At 56.4% G+C, this 14,820-nt stretch carries 14 protein-coding genes and 5 tRNA genes; 8 read left to right on the top strand and 11 right to left on the bottom strand.

Features of this window, described 5'->3' with window-relative positions:
- Nucleotides 1–5 precede the first annotated feature (5 nt).
- The gene (locus ACFIOZ_RS16995) at nucleotides 6–659 is read left to right on the top strand and encodes a DNA polymerase III subunit epsilon (RefSeq protein WP_386084122.1); all 654 of its coding nucleotides are present in this window, start codon (nucleotides 6–8) and stop codon (nucleotides 657–659) included.
- A gap of 110 nt (nucleotides 660–769) precedes the next feature.
- Nucleotides 770–1,690 carry a tRNA 2-thiocytidine(32) synthetase TtcA gene (gene ttcA / locus ACFIOZ_RS16990; RefSeq protein WP_386079883.1) on the top strand — a complete coding sequence of 307 codons (921 nt, stop codon included), beginning with the start codon at nucleotides 770–772 and terminating at the stop codon, nucleotides 1,688–1,690.
- Here the strand turns inward: ttcA and fnr are convergent.
- The 11 genes from fnr to ccoN form a co-directional block, all read right to left on the bottom strand.
- On the bottom strand, nucleotides 1,683–2,429 hold the full coding sequence (gene fnr, locus ACFIOZ_RS16985) for a fumarate/nitrate reduction transcriptional regulator Fnr (RefSeq protein WP_226250630.1): 747 nt from the start codon (nucleotides 2,427–2,429) through the stop codon (nucleotides 1,683–1,685). The two genes, ttcA and fnr, sit on opposite strands and share 8 nt — an antisense overlap.
- A gap of 82 nt (nucleotides 2,430–2,511) precedes the next feature.
- The gene (gene hemN, locus ACFIOZ_RS16980) at nucleotides 2,512–3,945 is read right to left on the bottom strand and encodes an oxygen-independent coproporphyrinogen III oxidase (protein WP_386079881.1); all 1,434 of its coding nucleotides are present in this window, start codon (nucleotides 3,943–3,945) and stop codon (nucleotides 2,512–2,514) included.
- Between the two features lie 78 nt (nucleotides 3,946–4,023).
- Nucleotides 4,024–4,716 carry a sulfite exporter TauE/SafE family protein gene (locus ACFIOZ_RS16975; RefSeq protein ID WP_386079880.1) on the bottom strand — a complete coding sequence of 231 codons (693 nt, stop codon included), beginning with the start codon at nucleotides 4,714–4,716 and terminating at the stop codon, nucleotides 4,024–4,026.
- Complete coding sequence (ccoS, locus tag ACFIOZ_RS16970; protein WP_386079878.1) at nucleotides 4,713–4,952, bottom strand: cbb3-type cytochrome oxidase assembly protein CcoS; 240 nt, start codon at nucleotides 4,950–4,952, stop codon at nucleotides 4,713–4,715. Before ccoS ends, ACFIOZ_RS16975 begins: the two co-directional genes overlap by 4 nt.
- Nucleotides 4,949–7,429, bottom strand: coding sequence for a heavy metal translocating P-type ATPase (locus tag ACFIOZ_RS16965; RefSeq protein WP_386079876.1), 2,481 nt, complete (start codon nucleotides 7,427–7,429; stop codon nucleotides 4,949–4,951). Before ACFIOZ_RS16965 ends, ccoS begins: the two co-directional genes overlap by 4 nt.
- On the bottom strand, nucleotides 7,426–7,947 hold the full coding sequence (locus ACFIOZ_RS16960) for a FixH family protein (RefSeq protein ID WP_386079875.1): 522 nt from the start codon (nucleotides 7,945–7,947) through the stop codon (nucleotides 7,426–7,428). The genes ACFIOZ_RS16965 and ACFIOZ_RS16960 overlap by 4 nt, the downstream gene beginning before the upstream one ends.
- A gap of 6 nt (nucleotides 7,948–7,953) precedes the next feature.
- Nucleotides 7,954–9,390, bottom strand: a complete 1,437-nt coding sequence (gene ccoG, locus ACFIOZ_RS16955) for a cytochrome c oxidase accessory protein CcoG (protein ID WP_386079873.1) — start codon at nucleotides 9,388–9,390, stop codon at nucleotides 7,954–7,956.
- Between the two features lie 231 nt (nucleotides 9,391–9,621).
- Nucleotides 9,622–10,551: a cytochrome-c oxidase, cbb3-type subunit III gene (gene ccoP / locus ACFIOZ_RS16950; RefSeq protein WP_226250625.1), complete on the bottom strand. Its 930-nt coding sequence runs from the start codon at nucleotides 10,549–10,551 to the stop codon at nucleotides 9,622–9,624.
- Nucleotides 10,548–10,772 (bottom strand): cbb3-type cytochrome oxidase subunit 3, encoded by a 225-nt coding sequence (locus ACFIOZ_RS16945; RefSeq protein WP_386079872.1) that lies wholly within the window; start codon nucleotides 10,770–10,772, stop codon nucleotides 10,548–10,550. Before ACFIOZ_RS16945 ends, ccoP begins: the two co-directional genes overlap by 4 nt.
- Before the next feature lie 3 nt (nucleotides 10,773–10,775).
- Nucleotides 10,776–11,384, bottom strand: a complete 609-nt coding sequence (gene ccoO / locus ACFIOZ_RS16940) for a cytochrome-c oxidase, cbb3-type subunit II (protein WP_226250624.1) — start codon at nucleotides 11,382–11,384, stop codon at nucleotides 10,776–10,778.
- A 19-nt stretch (nucleotides 11,385–11,403) separates the two neighbouring features.
- Nucleotides 11,404–12,828 carry a cytochrome-c oxidase, cbb3-type subunit I gene (ccoN, locus tag ACFIOZ_RS16935; protein WP_386079871.1) on the bottom strand — a complete coding sequence of 475 codons (1,425 nt, stop codon included), beginning with the start codon at nucleotides 12,826–12,828 and terminating at the stop codon, nucleotides 11,404–11,406.
- 164 nt (nucleotides 12,829–12,992) lie between these two features.
- Between ccoN and ACFIOZ_RS16930 the strand changes: the two genes are divergently transcribed.
- The 6 genes from ACFIOZ_RS16930 (at nucleotide 12,993) to ACFIOZ_RS16905 (ending at nucleotide 14,520) form a co-directional block, all read left to right on the top strand.
- Nucleotides 12,993–13,790, top strand: a complete 798-nt coding sequence (locus ACFIOZ_RS16930) for an alpha/beta fold hydrolase (RefSeq protein WP_386079870.1) — start codon at nucleotides 12,993–12,995, stop codon at nucleotides 13,788–13,790.
- An 82-nt stretch (nucleotides 13,791–13,872) separates the two neighbouring features.
- Nucleotides 13,873–13,948: transfer RNA gene (locus ACFIOZ_RS16925), tRNA-Val, on the top strand.
- A 70-nt stretch (nucleotides 13,949–14,018) separates the two neighbouring features.
- Nucleotides 14,019–14,095, top strand: a tRNA-Asp gene (locus ACFIOZ_RS16920).
- A gap of 67 nt (nucleotides 14,096–14,162) precedes the next feature.
- Nucleotides 14,163–14,239 (top strand) — tRNA-Asp (locus ACFIOZ_RS16915).
- A 52-nt stretch (nucleotides 14,240–14,291) separates the two neighbouring features.
- Nucleotides 14,292–14,367, top strand: a tRNA-Val gene (locus ACFIOZ_RS16910).
- 76 nt (nucleotides 14,368–14,443) lie between these two features.
- A tRNA-Asp gene (locus ACFIOZ_RS16905) sits at nucleotides 14,444–14,520 on the top strand.
- Nucleotides 14,521–14,820: the final 300 nt, after the last annotated feature.

The following is a 14,820-nucleotide window of genomic DNA, read 5'->3' as shown; positions in this document are numbered from 1 at the left end:
GCGGAATGCGGCTGTTAGATCGACACGTAGCGCTATTTAGCGGTTCATTGCGCACCTTGTTGCGCCGCGAAAGTGATCGTCGGCGTTGTGCTGATTCTCCCTATGCCTGGCTGTTTCAACCCTATATGGGCGAGGAGTTGGTAGCACTCGCCTGTACGACAACGCCCACGTCGTCATCGCCGGTGATCAGTTTGGCCGCGGTGGCGCTGAGCCAGCAGCAGGTACGAACCAGCCGCGCTTTTGTGATGACGTTAGGCAATACAAAACTGCCCGAAAGTGCCGCGCTGCGCCGTCATCATTTGCTGTGCGAGGCCGGGGAGGTGCAGCCGACAAGCAGCGCTAACTTGAGCGCGTTAGTGGAATTTATCGGCAATCGACCCATAGTGGGCTGGCAGTTGGAGCAGCGTATTGGGGCGTTGAATACACTACTGACCAAGCGGCTAAATTTTGCCCTGCCCAATGCCCAGGTTGATGTGGCGAGACTGCATCAGCGCCAACTGCGGCGACTGCATCCCCAGGTAGAAGCGCCCAGCAGCTTCACCCAGGCGTTGGCATGCTGGCAGGTACCCGCCATGGGCGTGCAAAGCGTACTGGGCGAGGCCACCGCCAGCGCACTGCTGTATATGCGCCTGCAGCGCGTTATGGCACAGGCTGCTTAGGAAGGAGCGACGAGTAGTTGGGTCAAGGCGAAGAGTGTTGTTAGAATAGCCCCCAATTATTTCTGTGTAGCACCTCTTCTCTTCACCATACCCTCGGCAGTGCCTATACCATGCAATCTCTTGATCACTTTGATCCTGCTCACCTTGATACAGTTGTAGCCACCCCAGCTAACGCTGAGCAAAACCAGCCAGAGCTGGCTGATGCCAAGCAGAAACGTGAATTTAACAAGCTGCAAAAGCGTCTGCGCCGGGAAGTGGGCAATGCGATTATTGATTACCAAATGATCAATGAAGGCGATCGCGTGATGGTGTGCCTCTCCGGCGGAAAGGACAGCTACACCATGCTGGAGATTTTGCGCAACTTGCAGCGCAACGCGCCGGTCAATTTTTCACTGGTGGCGGTCAATCTGGATCAAAAGCAGCCGGGCTTTCCCGAGCATGTGCTGCCTGCCTATCTGGAGAAGCAGGGCGTGGAGTACCATATTGTCGAGCGCGATACTTACTCGGTGGTGAAGGAGAAAACCCCTGAAGGCAAAACCACCTGTGCGCTCTGTTCACGACTGCGCCGTGGCTCGCTGTATGGGTTTGCCGAAGAGATTGGCGCCAATAAAATTGCCCTGGGCCATCACCGGGAAGATATCCTCGAAACCCTGTTTCTGAATATGTTTTTCGGCGGTAACCTGAAAGCGATGCCGCCCAAGCTGTTATCCGATGATGGAAAGAATATCGTTATTCGGCCATTGGCTTACTGCAAAGAGGCAGATATTGCTGAATTTTCGCGGTTGATGGAATTCCCGATCATCCCCTGCAACCTCTGCGGCTCCCAGCCCAATATGCAGCGTCAGGTAGTCAAAGAGATGCTCGCGGAGTGGGACAAAAAGTTTCCGGGCCGCCTGGAAAGCATGTTTAAAGCGGTGACCAATATTGCACCCTCCCAGTTGGCAGACCGCAGCCTGTTTGATTTTGAAGGCTTAGAGGCCAAACAGGCGGAACTGCTGGCAGGGCGCATCCAGGCCTTTAACGTCAGCTAACCGTTTGCTCTTCCTCTTCAGCGAGGGTAATCAAGCGCGGCATGTCGAGAATGTTGACCTCTCGCCCGGAAACCGCCACCACGTTCTGCTGCTGAAAGCGGCTTAAAATGCGGCTGACGGTTTCCACCGCTAAGCCCAGGTAGTTGCCAATATCGGCTCTGGGCATTGAGAGGCGAAAACTGTAGGGCGAGTAGCCCCGGCGACGAAAACGATCCGAGAGAGTAATCAAGAAGCTCGCCAGCCGCTGATCAGCGGTTTTACGCGACAGCAGGCGCATCATACGCCGATCATCGCGTAACTCTTTACTCATGCTGCGATACAGCTGGCCACGTAGCTCAGGGATCTCTTCCGAGAGCAGATCCAGGCGGTCAAAAGGGATCTCGCATACGGTGGTGGTTTCCAGTGCAATAACGCTACCGGGATAGTGCTCTTCGTCAATGCCATCCAGCCCCACCAGTTCACTGGGCAGGTAGAAGTTTGTCAGCTGTTCGCTGCCGTTACCTTCGGCGGTGATCTGTTTCAAACTCCCTGAACGCACCGCGTAAACACTGGTGAAAGTGTCCCCCTGGCGAAACAGAGGCTCGCCTTTTTTCAGCGGCGCACGGCGGCGAATAATCGCATCGAACTGCCCCATATCGTCCAGCTCAAGGGCAAGCGGCAGGCACAGCGAGCTAAGGCTGCAGGTTTGGCAACGTGCTTCGTGGAGTAGCGAGCGCCGGCTGCTCATGGGTTCCAACATACGATGCTCCTTGAGTGGGTCAGGGTAAAATTAGTAAATTCTTACTTATTATAGTCGCGTTAGCATGCCTGCAATAAGATGATTAAACAATCTTAGAGTAGCGCTGCCCCGTTTGCCCAGAAAGATGGGCATCGAACGCCATGGCTAAATGGCGAATCAGCAGCCGCCCCATGGGCGTGGCATTAAGTTGATCACCACTACGGGTCATTAGGCCATCTTGCTCGGCGCTCTGTAAACGTTCTAGCGCGGGTGCAAAATAGCGGGGGGCATCAATATTCCAGCGCTGGCTGACCGCAGCAAGATCAATGCCCATATCGCACATCAGCCGCTCAATCACATCCCGGCGGATGAGGTCGTCGTTGCTCAGCCGCACGCCGCGTACGGTGGCGAGCTGGCCCTGATCCAACGCCGTTTCGTAGCTGGCCAGGTCACTAGGATTCTGCGCATAGACGTCATCAATGCGCGAAATCGCCGAAACGCCAAGCCCGATTAAATCGCACTGAGCATGGCTGGAGTAGCCTTGAAAATTGCGCTGTAGCGAACCTTCTCTTTGGGCAATGGCGAGGCGATCGTCTGGCCGGGCAAAGTGATCCATGCCGATATGCACATAGCCTGCCGCGGTGAGCATCTCGATGGTGGCGCGCAGAATCGCCAGCTTCTCTTCACCCCCTGGCAAGTCATCAACATTAATACGCCGCTGGGGGGCGAATCGCTCCGGCATGTGTGCATAATTAAACACTGAAAGACGCGCGGGGTTGAGGTCAATCACCTGGCGAAGCGTATTCGTAAAACTCTTTTCTGTCTGAAACGGTAAACCATAAATAAGATCAAGATTGAGCGAGCGAAAACCCAGGCGATGCGCCTCCTCCATCAGCGTTTCGGTCAGTACTCGAGGCTGAATGCGGTTAATCGCTTTCTGCACCAGCGGGCTTAAATCCTGCACGCCCAGGCTAATACGGTTAAAGCCTAACGACTGTAGGTGACGCAGGGTAAACACATCCGCTTCGCGAGGATCTATCTCAATGGCGTAATCGCGATCAACCGACGATGAAAGGCCAAAACGGGCGTCCAAGCGATCGATCAGGTCGCCCATCTGATTCAGACTGAGAAAGGTCGGCGTACCGCCACCCCAGTGCAACTGCTCCACCGGTCGTGATGTATCCAAGTGGCGGGCAGTCAGCACCATCTCGCGGTCAAGCCGGGCTATATAGGGCTCGGCCAGCGCGGTGTTCTTGGTGGCTATTTTGTTACACGCGCAGTAGAAGCAGATCTTGCGGCAGAAGGGCACGTGAACATACAGCGAGAGTGAACGCTTACTGGCATTGCTACGCTGGAGTGCCTGGGTCAGGTCGTCAGGCGTAAACTGGTCGTGAAACGACAGTGCCGTAGGGTAGGAAGTGTAGCGCGGGCCGCTAGTGTCGTAGCGGCGCAGCAGGGCTTCATCCCAAACCGGCGGCACGGGCGCTGCCGCCAAAGAAGAGGCAAGAGGTGAAACCGCAGGGGCATGAACGGGCATGAAGGGGCGCTCCGACGTGAGGTAATGCCGCTAGCCTAACCCGTGACGAAAGCGTAAAGATTGAGCCATGTCATGCTATTAGAGGTTGTGTGCCGTCAGTGCCCAGAGTTGCCAAAGGGCAAACGCGATAATAGTCAGTGCCGCCACGCTGCGCGTTGCCGGGTGACGAATCAAATGGCTGAGCTGGCGCGCGGCCAGGCCGGTGGCAAGCAGCGCGGGCAGGGTGCCCAGTCCAAACGCGCCCATGAGTAAAGCCCCCTGGAGCGGGTCGGCAATCGCTAAGCTCCAGGCCAACATGGAGTAGACTAGCCCACAGGGTAGCCAGCCCCAAATGGCCCCCAGGGCAAAGGCTTGGGGAAGATGCACCACCGGCATTAATCGCCGTCCCACAGGCTCGATAAAACGCCAGAGGCGGCGGCCAACGGCTTCGACCTTGAGCAGCCCCTTCCACCAGTTGGCGATATAGAGTGCCATCAGTATCAGCATCAGCGCGGCAAACACCTGAAGTAGCAGTCGCGCCGTGGCGGACAGCGAAAATAGCGTGCCTAGCAGGGCAACCAGTGCGCCTGCACTCATATAGCTAATAATACGGCCTGCATTGTAGCTGAGCAGTAGGCCCCCCATGCGCGCTGGATGGCGCATGCTGGGGGGCACGGCAAAGGTGAGCGCACTCATGATGCCGCCGCACATGCCAATGCAGTGGGCGCCGCCCATCAAGCCAAACACAAACGCCGCCATTAGCGGCGGCAGATCAACCCCCGTCGGATTCATGACCGTGGCTCTTGGTCGTCGGGTGTCTCTCTCGCTGCTGTTTCAGAGCGCTTCGCCTGCTGACGCTGACGACGCTGTTCAGGGCTGAAGTCGTTCTCATCTTCATCAAACAGAATACGGTGCGCCGGCCCTTCCAGGTCGTCGAACTGATCATTCTTCACTGCCCAGAAAAACGCCCAGACGGCGAGGCCGAGTAGGATTAGCGAAAGCGGAATAAGCAGATACAGAATCGTCATGCGGTTACCGGTGTTGAAGTGCCAAGCGATAGTACAGGCTGGGGGCGCCAGCGTGACAGTCGCAGGGCGTTACCGACGACTACCAGCGAGCTAAGCGACATACCAATGGCGGCTAGCCAGGGCGGTACCAGCCCCATCGCCGCCAACGGCAGCGCTGAAAAGTTATAGCACACTGACCAAATCATGTTCTGGCGCATGATACGCCGCGTTGCCCGGGAAATCTCGATGGCCTCAAAAATCCGCATCAGGCGAGGGCTGAGCAGCACCGCATCGGCGCGGGTGCGGGCTAAATCCGTCGCACCATTCATGGCAATCGCCACATCGGCACCGGCTAACACCGGCACGTCGTTGATGCCATCGCCTATCATCACCACGGTGTCGCCAGCGGCTTGAAGTGCTTTCATACGGGCCAGTTTGCCCTCGGGGCTGACGCCTGCGTGCCAGGTGGTGATATTGAGCTGGTCGGCTAAGCTTTCCACCGCATCCTGGGTATCGCCAGAGAGCAGCTCTACGCTTAAGCCCTGAGCCCGGAGGGCGTTGATTGTATCGGCAGCGTCGTCGCGGACGCCATCATGCAGGCCAAACCAGGCACGGGGTTCGCCGTTTTCGCTAAGCAGCAGCCACTGGCCTTTGGCAGGCGCTTTCATGCCATTATCCACGGCGCTATCCGTTGCGCTATCCGTTGCAAACCGGGGCTTGCCCAATCGCCACCGAGCACCGTTTAAGTGCCCTTCAAGTCCTTGCCCGGTGTGGCTGTGAATATTTTTGGCTTGCAGTGTGGCATCCCGGAATGGCCGAAAGGCGCGGGCGATGGGGTGCTCAGAGTGAGCCTCCAGAGCTGCAGCAATGGCCCTTGCGCGCTCAGCGGTGAGATCGCCTAGAGGCTGGGTTCGGGTTAGGTGCATCTCGCCGCGGGTGAGGGTGCCGGTTTTATCGAAAATCACCCGAGTCACGTTTGAGAGCGTCTCCATGGCATCGGCGCGGGTGATCAACACGCCGCGCTTACGCAGTTGTCCATGGCCTGCGGTGAGGGCTGCGGGGGTGGCTAGGGCCAGTGCACAGGGGCACGTTACCACCAGCACCGAGAGCAGAACCCAGAGCATCCGCGAGGGGTCGATAAACCACCAAGCGATCGTTACGCAGGCCGTCACTAACAGCAGGCGCAGTACAAATAGGTGCGCCATACGCGCGGCCATCTGGGCAAGCCTAGGGCGGCTGGCAAAGGCACGGTCGGTAAGGTCGACAATGCCCGCCACGCGGGCATCGCGCCCGGCGTGAGTTACCCTGATCACCAGCGGGTTTTCCATGTTTTGGCTACCGCCGGTAATGGGGTCGCCCACGCGGCGGGTGATTGGCAGGTATTCGCCGGTCAGCATTGATTCATCCAGGCTCGATTCGCCCTCTTCAATGATGCCATCAGCAGGTACGCCATGGCCGGGCTTGATCAATACACGGTCACCTGGGGCAAGTTCGCTGGCAGGCAGAATGCGCTCGCTGCCGTCGCTTTCCAGGCGCGTGGCCGAAATCGGCAGCACGCCGCTCAAGGCATTGCCGCTATGCCCACTGCGGCGTCTGGCGCGGCCCTCCACGTAGCGGCCAAACAGCAAAAAGAAGGTGAACATGGCCACCGAGTCAAAATAGACCTCGCCGACGTTAAACAGTACCGCGTAACTGCTGGCAAGATAAGCGCCACCAATCGCCAGCGACACCGGCACATCCATGCCGAGCACACCCGTACGCAGGTCGCGCAGGGCGTTGCGGAAAAACGGCTGGGCAGAAAAAAATACCACTGGCGTTGCTAGCGCAAAGGAGAGCCAGTGGAAAAGTGCGTAGAAGTCGTCACTGATCTCACCGGGGCCGGAGACATAGATCGGGATCGAGAACATCATTACCTGCATCATGCCGACGGCAGCGATAATCAGCCGTCGCACGTTCATACGCTCTTCGTGCTGCAGGCGCGCTTGGGCTTGATCGGGCTCGTAGGGCTGGGCTTCATAGCCAATGGCGGCCAGTTCGGCCAGCAGTTGCGAGAGCTTCAACTGCTGAGGATCCCAGCTCACCCGCAGGCGGTGGTGGGTTAAGTTCACCGCGCTGGAGGCTATCCCTGTTAAGGCATTCAGGCGGTGTTCGATCAGCCAGGCGCAGGCGGCACAAGTAATGCCTTCGATGGCGAGGGTCGCTTTGACGTTTCCCTCATCGCCGTCAGGATGAACAAACTGCGCCTGGAGGCCGGGATCGTCAAATACCGACCAGGTGTCAGCTTTGGCTGCCTGGCGCTCATCCGGGCGTTCGGGTAGCTCGGTACGATAGCGGTAGTAGCTCTCAAGGCCACCATCGACAATGGCGTGTGCCACCGCTTCGCAGCCGGGGCAGCAAAGCGGGTGGGTGCGTTCATCCAGGGTAATTTTCCAGGGTGCCGCAGCGGGCACCGGATTACCGCAGTGGTAGCAAGGCGCGGCAGTCGTTACATCGCTCATTCGCTTTCTGTACGTCCTCCTGGCAGCAACGCGACGCTGTTTTCATTGGGGAATGTGGCCTCACCAGTGAGGCGCCAATCAGCATTTTCTTGCGCGGGCTGAATCTGTATATACCAGCGGTAGCGCAGGTTGTCGGGCCCTTGGGTGATATAGCGGCCGTCACGAACATGCTCGAGTACGAACGACTGATCGCGGTTATCTTCGGTGGGGAAAATAAGGTCTAAATAGAGCGTGTCCGGGCGCGTGTCACCGCTTAAGTCCACCACAATATCGCTGGTTAGCGGATCGAGGCGTAGTTCGGCGCTCAGGTTCAACTCGCGTGCCTGCTCCTGCTTGGCCAGCACCATGTTAATGGCTTTGCCATGCTCGTAATAGTCTTCTTGAACGACCATGCCGTCGAAACTCTTGACCGACATAACCGCAAAGCCGCTGCTAACAATAATCGATGAAAACAGAATTCCGATTAAAAACCACGGCCAAAATTGCTTGTACCACGGTGTTACCGAGGGGGATGACATGATTTTCTATCTCCTAATATCGCCCAGGAAGCTGGTCTCGCGCTCAAGGCGAATATCCGCATCCTGCTGGGCCTGCAGCGTGAATACAATGGGGTGGCTGGGCTGCTGTAAGTCGTCGGGGTTTGCCGTCACAGTGACCACTTCCAGGCGCGACGCCCCGGCCGGTACGCTAATGGATCGGCTGTCCAGGGATAGGCTGGGTAATCCGGCAACGCTCAGCTGGTAGGTGTGGTCTTGATCATCCAGGTTACGAATGGTCAGGCTAAACACATTGCTAATCTGGCCGTCACGAGTCACTTGGTAAAGCTGGGTACGTTCGCGCTCAGCGTCAAAATTGAGCGGCATGCGGTCGTTAATGGCCCAGGCAAAGGCGCCCATCATCAGCACCAGAGCGGCGAAGTAGCCGAGCAGACGCGGGCGCATGATATGGCTCTTTTTACCCTCAAGGGCGTTTTCGGTGGTGTAGCGCACCAAACCTCGTGGGTAGCCCATTTTGTCCATTACGCTGTCGCAGGCATCGATACAGGCAGCGCAGGTAATACACTCATACTGCAGCCCATCGCGAATATCGATGCCGGTAGGGCAGACCTGCACACAAAGCTCGCAGTCGATACAGTCACCATAGCCAGCCTCGCGGGCTTCAAGATGGCTCAGGCTTTTCTTGCGACGCCCACGGGGTTCGCCGCGTGACTCATCGTAGGAGACGATCAATGTGTCGCGGTCAAACATAACCGATTGAAAGCGCGCGTAGGGGCACATATAGATGCAGACTTGCTCGCGCAGCCAGCCAGCATTGAGATAAGTAAAAACCAGGAAAAAACCGACCCAGAAGTAAGACCAGCCATGGGCCTCCAGAGTGGGCAGTTCCGCCACCAATTCGCGAATCGGGGTGAAGTAACCCACAAAGGTGACGCCGGTGGCGAGGGCTATGAGCAGCCAGGCGGCGTGCTTGGCTCCTTTGCGCCAGGCTTTCTCCGCGTTCATTGGCTGGCTGTCGAGTTTAATGCGCCGGTTGCGCGAACCCTCAATACGGTGTTCAAGCCAAATGAATAGAAACGTCCAAACGCTTTGCGGGCAGGTATAGCCGCACCATACGCGGCCAGCAAAAACGGTAATAAAAAACAGCCCAAAGGCGCAGATAATCAGTAGCCACGACAGCAGGATGAACTCCTGAGGATAAAAGGTGGCGCTAAAAATATGGAATTCACGGTTAGGCAGGTCAAATAGAATTAACGGACGACCGCCGATGTTAATCCACGGTAAGAGAAAAAATGCCAGCATTAACGCCCAGTTGGCGCTGCGCCGTAGTTTCTGGAAAACGCCCTTAATTTCGCGCACATAAATATGGCGACGCTTGGCGTACATTTCCTGGGTAACCGTTTCAGAGGGGGTATGGTGCCCCACCGGGTTCGGCGTGACGTCTTGGCTTGGTATCTTTTCCATGGCGATATTTCCCGGCTCAGAAGGCAGGAGAGATGGCACCCTTTCATTAACTGAATTGCTCAGTTAATCAAGGTGCTTGGTAAAATTTTAGTACTTAGTTAATTTTGATGCTTAGTCGGTCTTAGGTGCTTCGCTAATATTGTATCGGGTTGGGTATAAAGAAAGGGTGCGGTTTGGGGCCGCACCCTTGCTTGGTTAGCGTTACTGATGGTTGCCGCTATCAGCGGTCAATCAGTCCGCGAGGCGCAGGCTATACACGTAGGCCGCAACCAGGTGAACACGCTCTTCACCGATATATGCCGCTTGCGCAGGCATATGACCGTTACGGCCATTGCGCAGCGTTTGACGGATAGAGTCACCCACTTCTTGGCCCGGTGCCAGGTAAAGCCAGATGTCATCGGTCAAGTTAGGCGCACCAAGAGCCGTGTTGCCCGTTCCGCTTGGCCCGTGGCAGGCAGCACACACCGCCATAAAGGTGCTTTCGCCCTGTTCGGCCCGCTCCTCGTCATGCTCCTCATTTGACAGCGATAGAACGTATTGGGTTAGATTTTCGATATTGTTCTGCCCCAACTGCTGCCAGGCGGGCATGAGGCCATTACGACCGTTGTTAAGTGTGGTCAGAATATTTTCTGGTTCACCACCGTATAGCCAGTCGTCATCGGTCAGGTTGGGAAAGCCGTAACCACCCTGAGCGTTGGAGCCGTGGCATACCGCGCAGTTGTTTTGGTAGATGCGCTCAGCCACCTGCATCGCTTCGGGGTCTTCGGCAAGCTCCGGAATGGGGACTTCCTGGTACTGGGAAAAAATCGGCGTGAAGCGCTCTTCGGCCTGAGCGACTTCCTCTTCCCACTGCCCCTCCTGAGACCAGCCTAATAACCCTGCGTAGTTGCCCAGGCCGGGGTAAAACACCAGATAGCCCAGTGCAAAGACCACCGTTAAAACGAAGAGTTGGAACCACCACTTTGGCAGTGGGTTGTCATACTCTTCGATACCATCGGCCGCGTGGCCAGTGGTTTCTACGTTACCGTCCGCGTCAGGCGTTTTATCGGTGCGGCGGTTGGCCAGCAGTATCCATACACTCAGCGCTATCGTGCCCAGCGTAATGATAATGATCCAGGCGCTCCAAAAGCCGGATAGGGAGTCACCCCATAAATTATTCATATATTCTTATCTCCCCTGTCGTCGCGGGAATGCACTTCGCTGTCGCGTTTACGCGGAGCGTGCTTGTCACTGGTCGGTAGCTCATCGTCGTCGGCAAAGGGCAAATTAGCTGCTTCGTCGAAATCTGGCTTGCGTCGCTTTGAGTACGCCCAGAGGGCGATGCCGATAAAAGCGATAATCAAGATCAGCGTGATGAGACCGCGAAAAGTTCCCGTATCCATAACTTAACGAGTGCCCTCGAGCACGGTTCCAAGCTGCTGTAGATAGGCCACCAGGGCAGTAATTTCCTGGGTGCCGCGAACCTCTGCAGTAGCGTTGGCAATATCTTCGTCGGTGTACGGCACGCCTAGCTGGCGCAGTGTGCGCATTTTAGCCGGAGTAGCCTCACCATCGAGGGTATTTTCAAACAGCCAGGGGTAAGCCGGCATGATGGATTCGGGCACTACGTCGCGGGGATTGTAGAGGTGGGCGCGGTGCCAGTCATCGCTATAGCGGCCACCGACGCGCGCCAGGTCTGGCCCGGTGCGCTTGGAGCCCCACAGGAAGTTATGCTCGTAGACCTGCTCGCCCGCCACATTGTAGTGGCCGTAGCGTTCGGTTTCGGCGCGGAATGGGCGCACCATTTGCGAATGACAGCCCACGCAACCTTCGCGGCGATAGATGTCTCGGCCTTCGAGTTCCAGGGCGGACAGCGGCTCCAGGCCTTCGACCGGCTCGGTTGTCTGCTTCTGGAAAAACAGTGGGACGACCTCCGCCAAGCCGCCGAAACTGATCACGACAAGGATCAACACGGCAAGCAGGCCAACGTTCTTTTCGACAATCTCGTGTTTCATTGGTCTCAACTTCCCCGGTTTAGGCAGCTTGTGGCGCTGAATGGCTGATGGCCTCACGACGCTTAACGGTCATGTACACATTGAACGCCATGATCAGCATGCCGGTGACCCAGAAGAGGCCGCCGATTAAGCGAACAAAGTAGCCCGGTGCGCTGGCTTCAACGGATTCAACGAAGGTGTACATCAAGGTGCCGTCAGGGTTGATCGCACGCCACATTAGGCCTTGCAGAATACCGTTAACCCACATGGAGGCGATGTAGAGCACGGTGCCAATAGTGGCCAGCCAGAAGTGCACGGCAATCAGGTTGACCGAGTACATTTCCGTACGCCCAAAGACGCGTGGGATCAGGTGATACATCGAGCCGATGGTGATCATCGCTACCCAGCCAAGCGCGCCGGAGTGAACGTGACCAATGGTCCAGTCAGTGTAGTGCGACAGCGCGTTGACGGTCTTAATCGCCATCATCGGGCCTTCAAAGGTGGACATGCCGTAGAACGATAGTGCCACCACCAAGAAGCGTAGTGTCGGATCCGTGCGCAGCTTATGCCAAGCCCCTGAAAGAGTCATCATGCCGTTGATCATGCCGCCCCAGGAGGGTGCCAGCAGAATAATCGACATAATCATACCCAGCGACTGTGCCCAGTTAGGTAGCGCTGTGTAGTGCAGATGGTGAGGGCCTGCCCACATGTAGATCATGATCAATGCCCAGAAGTGGACAATTGAGAGGCGGTAGGAGTAGATAGGGCGTTCAGCCTGCTTGGGTACGAAGTAGTACATCATGCCCAAAAAGCCTGCGGTTAGGAAAAAGCCCACAGCGTTGTGTCCGTACCACCACTGCACCATGGCATCTACCGCACCGGCGTAGATAGAGGTGGAGTACATCGGGGTAACGGGGATGGCCGCATTGTTGACGATATGCAGCACCGCAACGGTCAAAATAAATGCCGCAAAGAACCAGTTCGCCACATAGATATGCGACGTGGTGCGCTTTTTGATCGTCATTAGGAACACGATGGCATAGCTGATCCAGACGACCGCGATCAAAATGTTGATCGGCCACTCTAGTTCAGCGTACTCCTTGGTGGTGGTATGCCCTAGCGGCAGTGACACCACGGCGGAGAGGATAACCGCTTGCCAGCCCCAGAACGTAAAGGCCGCTAACTTGTCAGAGAAAAGCCGTGTCTGACAGGTACGCTGGACAACGTAGTACGACGTGGCAAAGAGCGCCGATCCGCCAAAGGCGAAAATGACGGCGTTAGTGTGTAACGGACGCAGGCGCCCAAAGCTAGTCCAAGGTATGCCGAGGTTCAGTTGCGGCCAAACCAGTTGCGAGGCGAGGATGACACCAACGGTCATTCCCACAATGCCCCACACAACGGTCATAATCGCGAACTGCCGAACTACCTTGTAGTTGTAGGTCGGGTGTTCAAATGCTGTGCTCATGTCATGTTCCCATCGAACGCGGTTAGGGGGTAACCCGTGGCATTTTGCACGGGTGCGGCCACCCGCTTGATGATGCAGGTCAAGATCCGACCAAGATTCTAGCGCAGCAGAGGCTTAACCTGAACACACCAATTGGTTAAAGACTGAATTATCAGGAGTGCTGGGTGTCACATTACGCTTTGTCTGGTTATATCGAGGTACTACCTCAGGCTTTAAAAGAGGCGCTTAAGCGCCAGCCAAATGGCGCTTTTCTGGTGCAGGGCATGGGGCCGTTGGCTGTCCATGGTCAAGCCAGGATAGGTCGCTTGCTGTTTGCCCATGGCGCAGGGGCAGGACAGCAGTCACCTTTCATGCGTCAATTTGTCACCTCGTTGGCGGATCGAGGGGTACAGGTTTTATGTATTGATTTCCCTTATATGCAAAAGATGCAGGAAACCGGCAAACGTCGGCCGCCACCGCCTATCGCCCAGACCCTGGAGCAGTTTGCCCAGTGGTATGTGCTACTCGATTCCTTGTTTGACGAGCCACTATGGATTGGGGGCAAATCAATGGGGGGGCGCGTGGCGACCCTATTTGCCAGTAAACAGCCAACCAGTCACCCGCTAGCTAGTGAGCAGCCATCCGTTAGCGCAGTGCCGGGAGTGGTGGTAGCAGGCTACCCATTTCACCCTACTAAAGCGCCTGAAAAGCTACGTCTGGATCACTGGCCTGCGATTGACTGCCCCATGCTGGTTTTACAAGGCGAACGTGACCCCTTTGGCACCCGGGAGGAGGTGGCTGGCTATCGATTGCCGCAAAACGCGCAGCTCGCTTGGCTAAAAGATGGCGATCACGACTTTAAGCCGCGGCGCCTTTCTGGTCTGACTCAAACGGTTTTGATTGACGAGGCTACCCAAGTTGCGGCATCCTTCGTCCGCGCTCATGGCTCTGGCCTTGCGGAAGTGGGCAACGTGCTAGTTTAGAAAACGGTTTTAAATCAATTTTTAAACACGGCATGTTGACATTGAGTAAGCCTTCTGTAGAATGCAGCGCCACGTGACCAGCGGGTGGTTAGCTCAGTTGGGAGAGCACCAGCCTTACAAGCTGGGGGTCACTGGTTCGAACCCAGTACCACCCACCATTTTTAGTAGTAACTAAAATGGATTGGAAACGTGTAGTAAAAAGTATGATTAAGTTTTGATGCGCATAACGGACCGGTAGTTCAGTCGGTTAGAATGCCGGCCTGTCACGCCGGAGGTCGCGAGTTCGAGTCTCGTCCGGTCCGCCAGCATCAACCCATATCTGCTTAAGCTAGTTACTTGAAACTAGTTGTTTGAAATAGTTGTTATCGATTCGGACCGGTAGTTCAGTCGGTTAGAATGCCGGCCTGTCACGCCGGAGGTCGCGAGTTCGAGTCTCGTCCGGTCCGCCATGATAACTGCTAAGCTAGATTAGCAAGTGCCACAAGGTGTTTGTTAATAGATGGGTGGTTAGCTCAGTTGGGAGAGCACCAGCCTTACAAGCTGGGGGTCACTGGTTCGAACCCAGTACCACCCACCATCACCTGCCTTTTAGAAGCGCCTCTGAACCGCTTATAAACGTTAGTTTGATGGTCGTTATAGAAGTGCTTTTAAGTGGACCGGTAGTTCAGTCGGTTAGAATGCCGGCCTGTCACGCCGGAGGTCGCGAGTTCGAGTCTCGTCCGGTCCGCCATTAAGCATTTAGATCGGCACTTGCCGAACGAATTCCAAAAAAGCCCGGATCATCGATCCGGGCTTTTTCGTAGTGCGCCAGGCATGGCGCGCAGCGCCTTGACCGGCGCTGTTCCTGGGGGTGGTGCTTCAGGATGACTTGGGGGTGAAAGTCCCCTGCACGCCCGGCAAGGGGAAGTGCTAGCCGACGGCAAGGGTGTCCCTCGCGAGGGGGAATCCAAAGGCAGCCCGAGGCAAAACGCTGGCCTGACGAACAGGAAGCGGATACGAGGCGTCATGGCGGGGTAAGGTGGCTACACTC

It is taken from the genome of Vreelandella sp. F11, from assembly GCF_042466685.1.
In the GTDB taxonomy this organism is placed as follows: Bacteria; Pseudomonadota; Gammaproteobacteria; order Pseudomonadales; family Halomonadaceae; genus Vreelandella.
The sequence above is the reverse complement of the archived record's forward strand: the minus strand, read 5'-3'. Positions and strand labels throughout refer to the sequence as shown.

What these genes read in the sequence shown, in the direction of transcription:
- ACFIOZ_RS16995 (WP_386084122.1), top strand. Translation starts at nt 6, where the DNA reads ATGCGGCTGTTAGATCGACACGTAGCGCTATTTAGCGGTTCATTGCGC.
- ttcA (WP_386079883.1), top strand. Translation starts at nt 770, where the DNA reads ATGCAATCTCTTGATCACTTTGATCCTGCTCACCTTGATACAGTTGTA.
- fnr (WP_226250630.1), bottom strand. Translation starts at nt 2,429, where the DNA reads ATGTTGGAACCCATGAGCAGCCGGCGCTCGCTACTCCACGAAGCACGT.
- hemN (WP_386079881.1), bottom strand. Translation starts at nt 3,945, where the DNA reads ATGCCCGTTCATGCCCCTGCGGTTTCACCTCTTGCCTCTTCTTTGGCG.
- ACFIOZ_RS16975 (WP_386079880.1), bottom strand. Translation starts at nt 4,716, where the DNA reads ATGAATCCGACGGGGGTTGATCTGCCGCCGCTAATGGCGGCGTTTGTG.
- ccoS (WP_386079878.1), bottom strand. Translation starts at nt 4,952, where the DNA reads ATGACGATTCTGTATCTGCTTATTCCGCTTTCGCTAATCCTACTCGGC.
- ACFIOZ_RS16965 (WP_386079876.1), bottom strand. Translation starts at nt 7,429, where the DNA reads ATGAGCGATGTAACGACTGCCGCGCCTTGCTACCACTGCGGTAATCCG.
- ACFIOZ_RS16960 (WP_386079875.1), bottom strand. Translation starts at nt 7,947, where the DNA reads ATGTCATCCCCCTCGGTAACACCGTGGTACAAGCAATTTTGGCCGTGG.
- ccoG (WP_386079873.1), bottom strand. Translation starts at nt 9,390, where the DNA reads ATGGAAAAGATACCAAGCCAAGACGTCACGCCGAACCCGGTGGGGCAC.
- ccoP (WP_226250625.1), bottom strand. Translation starts at nt 10,551, where the DNA reads ATGAATAATTTATGGGGTGACTCCCTATCCGGCTTTTGGAGCGCCTGG.
- ACFIOZ_RS16945 (WP_386079872.1), bottom strand. Translation starts at nt 10,772, where the DNA reads ATGGATACGGGAACTTTTCGCGGTCTCATCACGCTGATCTTGATTATC.
- ccoO (WP_226250624.1), bottom strand. Translation starts at nt 11,384, where the DNA reads ATGAAACACGAGATTGTCGAAAAGAACGTTGGCCTGCTTGCCGTGTTG.
- ccoN (WP_386079871.1), bottom strand. Translation starts at nt 12,828, where the DNA reads ATGAGCACAGCATTTGAACACCCGACCTACAACTACAAGGTAGTTCGG.